This window comes from Streptomyces sp. NPDC052687 (assembly GCF_040678395.1).
Lineage (GTDB): Bacteria > Actinomycetota > Actinomycetes > Streptomycetales > Streptomycetaceae > Streptomyces.
Genome location: NZ_JBFATR010000064.1, coordinates 25685 through 33103, shown reverse-complemented (window position 1 = coordinate 33103; position 7419 = coordinate 25685). Strand labels below are relative to the sequence as shown.

Genomic DNA, 7419 nt, shown 5'->3' with positions numbered 1-7419 from the left:
CCCGTCGGGCGGCCCACCAGGAGAAGGGGGGAGCCTTCCCGGTGGGCCGCGGCCGGCCGCGTGATCGGTGCCGCTGCTGTCAGCCGACCTTGAGGGCCAGCTGGACTCCCTGGTGGACGGGCAGGGTCAGGGACAGATAACCGTTGGCGGGGTCGTCGATGTAGGCGCGGAACTCCTCGTACACGCCGCGGCCGATGTCGAGGTCGACGTCGTCGACGACGACCAGCGAGCCCGGCCGCAGCGCGCCCTCCACCGTCCGCAGGATGGGCAGCCGCAGATCCAGCCACCCGTCCAGCAGCAGCACATCGACCGGCCCGGGCACATCCCGCAGGGTCTGGCGGGCGTCCCCCAGGCGCAGCTCGATGAGATCGGCCAGCCCGGCGGCGGCGAAGTTCTCCACCGCCTGGCGGGCCTTGTCCTGCTGCAGCTCTGTCGTGATCACCCGGCCGCCGCCGTTGTCGCGTACCGCGGCCGCCAGATACAGCGTGGAGATCCCGAAAGACGTGCCGAACTCCACGACCGTGCGCGCCCTGACGGCCCGGGTGAGCAGATACAGCAGCCGCCCGCCTTCCCGGGAGACGGACATGATGATGTCCTTGGTGCGTTCCGCCATCTCCGCGGCGCTCATCCCGGCCGGGAAGTCACCGCCCAGGTCCACCCCGGCCGCCGCCCACGCGGCCGCCAGGTCCTGCTTGTCCTCCGCTGCCAGCAGCCGCTCCAGGGTTGCCGCGACAGCGTCCGATTCCAACGTCGAAGACATACAGCCAGCGCTCCTCGTCCGGCGGCCGCGGTCCTCACCGCGCCACCGGCCTGTCGTGTCAGGGGATCAGGACGGTCTTGCCCACCGGCTGATACGCGGCGAGCTCCTCGTGCACGGCACGCAGCTCGCTCACCGGCAGCCGCCGGCCCACATGAACCTTCAGCTCACCGGCGTCCACCAGGGCGACCAGCTCGGCCAGCTGCCCGGCGTCGCTGCGCCCGAAGACCTGCAGGTTGCGCACACCGCGCTCGGTGCGCTCCAGGCCCGGGGGAACGGTGTTGGCGAAAGCACCGCCGTCGGCGACCAGGTCCGCCACCCGCGCCAGCTCCTGCGGGGGCAGGAAGACCAGGTTCAGCACCGCGTCGAACCGCTCGCCGGCCACCGCCTGCACCAGGGGCGTCTCGGTGTAGTCGATGACCCGCCCGGCCCCGTAGGAGCGCACCCGCTCCCGGCTGGCGGGACCGGCGGTCGCGGTGACCCGCGCACCGGAGCGCGCCGCGAGCTGGACGGCATACCCGCCCACCGCGCCGCCGCCCCCGTTGATCAGCAGGGACTGGCCCGACGTCAGACCGATGTGCTCGAACAGCGCCTGCCACGCGGTCAGCGCCACCGACGGCAGCGCCGCGGCCTCGGCCAGCTCCACCGTGCGCGGAGCGGCCGCCAGCGCCGTCGCCGGCGCCACGGCGTACTCGGCGGCACCACCGGGCCCGTCGATCGGCAGCCAGGCCACCACCTCATCGCCCACGGCGAAACCGCTCACCTGCTCACCGACCTCGCTGACGACACCGGCGACGTCGTAGCACGGCACATGCGGCAGAGCCAGGTCGAACACCTCCCTGACCATCCCCGAACGCAGCATCGCATCGACCGGGTTCACCGCCGCCCCGGCCACCCGCAGCACCACCTGCCCCGCACCGGCACGGGGACGGTCCGCGTCCTCGTGGACCAGCACACCGGGCTCGCCATAGGAATGAAAACGCACAGCCTTCATGATCAGCCTCTCTTCGCCATCGCTTCGAACACGCGCTGCGGCCCGCCGGCCCCCGCCGCCCACGAGCGCGGCGGCCGCCTTCTTGCGCCAGGCACACCCCGGGCGCCGTCGACGCGCACCGGAGCAGCGAACGCCTCAACAACCCGTACAGGGAAAGCAAATAACAGAATCGCAATTCCCCCGGGCGCTCACCGCCTCGCCGAGCACCTTCTCGTTCTTAGCACCGAAACCACGACGCCCACCAGATGAACCAGCGATATCCGAGCCGATATCAAGGACCGCTCAAGCGAGTTTTGAACCGGTCTCCGTAGCGTCGGCCGACAACCCTGATATCTGGGAGCGACAGCGCCCAACAAGGCGTTTTCTGGCCTGCGTTGTCCGTGCGGAACCCGGTATACGGCTATCCGGAAAGGGCTCATCATGACGAACACGATGCCCGTCACACCCTCGCAGCGTCCGGGCCCTGCACGATGAAGGAAACACCCCCCGCATCCCGCCCGCCCGCCGCCCGCACACCGGCGCAATTCCGTGCCCTGGGCCCCGTTCAGGCACTCATATCCGGCCGCACGGCCGACCTCGGAGCCCCCAAACAGCGCACCCTCCTCGCCCTGCTGGTGAGCCAGGCCGGCCGCACCGTGACGACCGACGTCATCCTCGAAGCCCTGTGGGAAGGCAGCCCGCCGCCCTCGGCGATGACCTCACTGCAGGCCTACGTCGCCAAACTCCGCAAGATCCTCGAACCGGGCCGCAAACCCCGCACCCAGGCCGCCCTCCTGCGCACCTGCGCCCAGGGCTACATGCTCGACGCCGACACCGCCGACATCGACGTGCACGCCTTCCTCACCCACACCCAGGCAGGCCGCCAGGCCCGCGAACGCGCCGACTGGCGGCGGGCGGTGCACGAGTTCGACACGGCACTGGCACTGTGGCGCGGACAGCCCTTCACCGAGGTCGCCACCGTCCCTTGCGTCCTGCCGGAAGCGGCCCGCCTGGAAGAAGTACGGCTGTCGGCCGTCGAGATGCGCTGCACCGCACTGCTGGCCCTGGGCGCCCACGACCTGGCCGCAGCCGACCTGAAAGCCTTCGTGCAGGCCAACCCGCTGCGCGAACACGGCTTCGAACTGCTGAGCCTGGCCCTGTACCGGGCGGGCCGGCAAGCCGACGCACTGCAGGCACTGCGCACCGTCCAGGCCAGCCTGTCCGAGGAACTGGGCGTGGATCCCACCGCGCGCCTGCAGCACCTCCGGCAGCAGATCCTCACCCAGGACCCGGCACTGGACTGGCAGCCCGCCACCCCACCCCCGCGGCAGCCCGCCACCCCGCCCCCGCGGCCGGCCACCCCGCCCGCCGCCTCCCGCCCCCACCAGATCGCCCCCCACCAGATCACCCCGCGCCCGCCCGCCCCGCACCCGTTCGCCCCGCGCCCGCCCGCCCCGCACCCGTTCGCCCCGCGCCCGCCCGCCCCGCATCCGTTCGCCCCGCATCCGGCGGCGGGCGACAGCGTCGACGGCGTCTTCGTCGGCCGGGAGGCGGCCATCCGGCAGCTGACCGAGGCACTGGCCGCGGCCGAGGCCCGCCGGGGACAGATCGTGACGGTGTCCGGCGAAGCCGGCTCGGGAAAGACCAGCCTCCTGCGGCGGTTCGCCGAACGCTCGGGCGTACCGGTGTTCTGGGGCACCGGCACCGAGCACCTCACCGCACCGCCGCTGTCGCTGTGGGAACAGGTCCTGCGCGTGGCCGGCGCCGCCTTCCCGCACCGCCCGCCACCGCCGGCGGTGGCCGCACTCCTCGACGCGGCCGCCCGGCAGACCCACGCCGCCCGACAAGCGCACGCCACCGGGCAGGCGTACGCCGCCGGGCAGACACATGCCGCCCTGCAGGCGCAGGTTGCCCTGCAAGCGCAGGCCGCCGGTCAGGCGCAGGCCGCCGGTCAGGCGCGAAGCGGCCCGCGCCTGCCGGCCGCAGGCGACACCCGGCTGTTCGACGCCGTCGCCCGGCACCTGACCGGCCTGTCCCGGACCGGGGCGCTGGTGGTGATGCTCGACCACCTGCACCGGGCCGACGCCGCCTCCCTGCGCCTGCTCGCCCACCTGGCGACGACCGTGCCCCACAGCCGGCTGCTGCTGATCGCCTCCTACCGCTCCGACCAGGCCCCCGCACTGGCCGGCACCCTGCGCGCGCTGGCCGTCGCGCAACCGGTCCGGATCACCCTGCGGGGACTGACCGCCCAGGACACCCGCATCCTGGCCGGCGCCATCGCCGGCAGCGACGTCAGCCGGCGCACCGCCGAAGGACTGTGCGCCCGCTCCGGCGGCAACCCCTACCTGCTGCGCGAAATGATCAAACTGCTCGCCGGCGAGCAGCGCCCGGACACACCGAGCACGGCGCCCCTGCCGGCCGCCGTCTGCGAGATGGTGCTGCACCGCGTCGCACGGCTGCCCCACCCCGCGGCCGAACTGCTGGCCGTGGCCGCCGTCGCCGGCCGCCACTTCGACGTCGAGGTCGTCGCCGACGTCGCGGCCGTCGAGATCGACACCGCGCTCGCCGTCCTCGACAACGCGATCGCGGCCGGCCTGATCGACGAGGACACCCAGCGCCTGGGCTGGTTCCGCTTCACCGACGCCCTGGTGGCCAAGGCCCTGTACGAGACCACGGGACGGATGCGCCGGGGCCGGATGCGCCTGCGCATCGAAGCGGCGGCCGGCCGCGCCTGGACGGCCGACCCCGCGGCCACCCCCCCTGACCCGCACCACCACCGCCCACCGGACATGACCCCCCACCCCGCCCGCCCCCAACCGGCCCCCCACCCCTGAAAGACAACACCCCCGCCCCCACCCGGAATCCCGCACCCACCCGGCCCCCGACCGCCCCGCCGGCACCCGCACCCGCGCACGCCAAGCACCGCACCTGCGCCAAGCACCGACCCGCACCCAGCGCGCCGGGCCCCGCGCCGCACCCCACACCCCGCACCCTGCGCCAAGCACCGACCCGCACCCAGCGCGCCGGCCCCGCACGCACCCCGCACCCGCACGCCAAGCACCGACCCGTACCCGCACCCGCACGCCAAGCACCGACCCGCACTCGCACCCCGCACGCCAAGCACCGCACCCCGCACGCCCCGGGCACGCCCCCGGGCACGCCCCGGGCACGCCCCACGCCCCCCACCCCGCGCCAAGCCGCCACCCACCCGTTCCAAAGCCCCGCTCAAGCCGCACCCCCGATGCTCGGCCAAGGCAGCCGCGACCGGGCACCGGCCTGTGCGCGACCTCGAAGGGAACCGCTCCATGACTGCACACGCCACCCTCGCCCGTTTCCGCGAGTACATGGTGGGACCCGCACGGTTCATGAACCTGCTGTCCTGCTTCGAACTCGGCCTCATCGACGCCCTGCGCGACCGTCCCGGCCAGAGCGCGGCCCAGCTCGCCGCCACCGTGGGAGCCAAGCCCGACGCGGTCGAACAGCTCCTGCACCTGCCGGTCAAGGAAGGCTTCGTCGCCCACGACGAGACCTCGGGCACCTACCGCCTCGACGCCCTGGCCGACGTACCCGACGCCGACCTGCACCGGGTCCTGGCCTTCATGGACAAGATCAAGGTCACCACGCTCCGGCAGCTGTACTACCTCACCGACAGCGTGCGCACCGGCACCACCGTCGGACTGCGGGAACTGTACGGATTCGACGGGGACCTGTACGCCGCGATGGGCGTGCACGCGGACCTGCGCGAGTCCTGGTCGCGGCTGATGGACTCCGTCACCGACCGCATCGACCCCTGGTTCTTCGACAACATCGACATCCCCGCCGGCTCCCACGTCCTGGACCTGGCGGGACACACCGGCCTCGGCGCCATCCACACCCACCGCCACAAAGGCTCACCCGGACTGCGGGTGACCACCTTCGACCTGCCCGGCAAGCGCGAGGAATGCCTGCGCAACTTCCGCGAACACGGCGTGGAGGCCACCTCGTCGTTCATCGGCGGAGACGTCTTCCAGGGCGTCCCCGAGGGCTTCGACGTCGTCCTGATCAAACACTTTTTGAACATGTTCGACAAGGATGACGTCCTGAAGATCCTCACCCGCGTCCACGCCTCCCTCGCACCCGGCGGCCGCCTGCACATCCTGGTGCCGATCTACGCCGAGGACATCAAGGACTCCTGGAGCGTCGACTACTACCCGTCCTTCTTCCTGGGCTGCGCCACCGGCCAGGGCGGCCCCCAGAAGCTGTCGACCTTCCGCGCCTGGCTGCAGGAGGCCGGATTCACCGTCACCCGCGCCCTCTCCCAGGACCCCGCGCAGCTGCCCCCCGACGCCCTGCCGCTGCAGGGCATCCTCAGCGCCACCAGGAACCCCTGACCGCCTCCCGCACAAGGCCACCGCCTTCACACCCCTGGGGAGAGCCATGTCCCACCGCCTGTTCACCTCCGAATCCGTCACCGAGGGACACCCCGACAAAATCGCCGACCAGATCAGCGACACCGTCCTGGACGCCCTGCTGCGCCAGGACCCCGCCGCCCGCGTGGCGGTCGAAACCCTCATCACCACCGGCCAGGTCCACATCGCCGGCGAAGTCGCCACCACCGCCCGCGCCGACATCGCCGCCCTGGTCCGCGCGAAGATCCTCGACATCGGCTACGACTCCTCCGCCAAGGGCTTCGACGGCAACTCCTGCGGCATATCGCTCTCCCTGGGCGCGCAGTCCCCCGACATCGCCCGCGGCGTCGACCCGGCCGGCCGGCCGCCCGCCGGCACGGCCGGCGAAGACGACGCACTGGCCCGCCAGGGCGCCGGCGACCAGGGCCTGATGTTCGGCTACGCCACCGACGAGACGCCCAGCCTGATGCCGCTGCCGATCGAACTGGCCCACCGCCTGTCCCTGCGCCTGGCAAAGGTCCGCAAGGACGGCACCCTCGCCTACCTGCGTCCCGACGGCAAGACCCAGGTCACCATCGAGTACCACGGCAGCCGGCCCGCCCGCCTGGACACGGTGGTCGTCTCCTCCCAGCACGCGAGCGCCATCGACCTCGACACGCTGCTGGCCGCCGACATCCGCACCCACGTCGTCGAACCCGTCCTGGCCCGCCTCGCCGAGGACGACATCAAACTCGACACCGACGGCCACCGCCTGCTCGTCAACCCCACCGGCCGCTTCGAGATCGGCGGCCCCATGGGCGACGCCGGCCTGACCGGCCGCAAGATCATCATCGACACCTACGGCGGCATGGCCCGCCACGGCGGCGGCGCCTTCTCCGGCAAGGACCCCTCCAAGGTGGACCGCTCGGCCGCCTACGCGATGCGCTGGGTCGCCAAGAACGTCGTCGCCGCCCGCCTCGCCGCCCGCTGCGAGGTCCAGGTCGCCTACGCGATCGGCAGGGCCGAACCGGTGGGACTGTTCGTGGAGACCTTCGGCACCCACACGGCCGAACCCGACCACATCGCCCGCGCCATCACCGAGGTCTTCGACCTGCGCCCGGCCGCCATCATCCGCGACCTCGACCTGCTGCGCCCCATCTACGCCCAGACCGCCGCCTACGGCCACTTCGGCCGCGAACTGCCCGACTTCACCTGGGAACGCACCGACCGCGCCGACGCCCTGCGCCGCGCCGCGGAAACCGGCTGACCCCACACCTGCCCCTCGGGCCGCCCGCCGCCCGGCGTTTTCCCCGGCCCGCACC

At 72.8% G+C, this 7419-nt stretch carries 5 protein-coding genes; 3 read left to right on the top strand and 2 right to left on the bottom strand.

The genetic code is table 11. The features are described from left to right. Positions 1-79 precede the first annotated feature (79 nt). On the bottom strand, positions 80-760 hold the full coding sequence (locus tag AB0K92_RS31055) for a class I SAM-dependent methyltransferase (protein WP_365928423.1): 681 nt from the start codon (positions 758-760) through the stop codon (positions 80-82). Positions 761-818: 58 nt separating this feature from the next. Continuing rightward, positions 819-1751 (bottom strand): NADP-dependent oxidoreductase, encoded by a 933-nt coding sequence (locus AB0K92_RS31050; protein ID WP_365928421.1) that lies wholly within the window; start codon positions 1749-1751, stop codon positions 819-821. 470 nt (positions 1752-2221) lie between these two features. On the opposite strand from AB0K92_RS31050, the gene AB0K92_RS31045 reads away from it, so the two are divergent. From AB0K92_RS31045 to metK, 3 genes are all read left to right on the top strand, one after another. Next, positions 2222-4564 (top strand): BTAD domain-containing putative transcriptional regulator, encoded by a 2343-nt coding sequence (locus AB0K92_RS31045; RefSeq protein WP_365928419.1) that lies wholly within the window; start codon positions 2222-2224, stop codon positions 4562-4564. 471 nt (positions 4565-5035) lie between these two features. Then, positions 5036-6100, top strand: coding sequence for a methyltransferase (locus tag AB0K92_RS31040; protein WP_365928417.1), 1065 nt, complete (start codon positions 5036-5038; stop codon positions 6098-6100). A 46-nt stretch (positions 6101-6146) separates the two neighbouring features. Then, the gene (gene metK / locus AB0K92_RS31035; protein ID WP_365928415.1) at positions 6147-7364 is read left to right on the top strand and encodes a methionine adenosyltransferase; all 1218 of its coding nucleotides are present in this window, start codon (positions 6147-6149) and stop codon (positions 7362-7364) included. Positions 7365-7419: the final 55 nt, after the last annotated feature.